The following is a 439-nucleotide window of genomic DNA, read 5'->3' as shown; positions in this document are numbered from 1 at the left end:
AGCGCCATGGTCAAGCACAAGCATGCCGATGTCGGCGTTGCGGTGTCGATCCCCGGCGGCCTGATCACGCCGATCATCCGCAAAGCGGACGAAAAGACGCTGTCCACCATCTCCAACGAGATGAAGGATCTGGCCAGCCGGGCGCGCAGCCGCAAGCTGAAGCCGGAAGAGTACCAGGGCGGCACCACGGCGGTGTCGAACCTCGGCATGTTCGGCATCAAGGACTTCGCCGCCGTCATCAACCCGCCGCACGCGACCATCCTGGCCGTTGGTGCCGGCGAGGAGCGGGCGGTGGTCAAGAATGGTGAGATCAAGGTCGCCACCGTCATGTCGGTGACGCTGTCGACCGACCACCGCGCCGTCGACGGTGCGCTCGGCGCCGAACTGCTGGTCGCCTTCAAGCGGCTGATCGAGAACCCGATGGGCATGCTGGTGTAGG

The 439-nt window shown here is 65.4% G+C and carries 1 protein-coding gene; it reads left to right on the top strand.

Annotated elements, in window-relative coordinates; genetic code table 11:
• The coding region (locus tag NR193_RS33355; protein WP_256754897.1) for a 2-oxo acid dehydrogenase subunit E2 at window positions 1-438 on the top strand (438 nt) is incomplete at its 5' end.
• Window position 439: the final 1 nt, after the last annotated feature.

Origin of the sequence: Mesorhizobium sp. Mes31, assembly GCF_024519675.1 — a bacterium.
In the GTDB taxonomy this organism is placed as follows: Bacteria; Pseudomonadota; Alphaproteobacteria; order Rhizobiales; family Rhizobiaceae; genus Mesorhizobium.
This window is presented reverse-complemented; position numbering and strand designations above follow the sequence as displayed.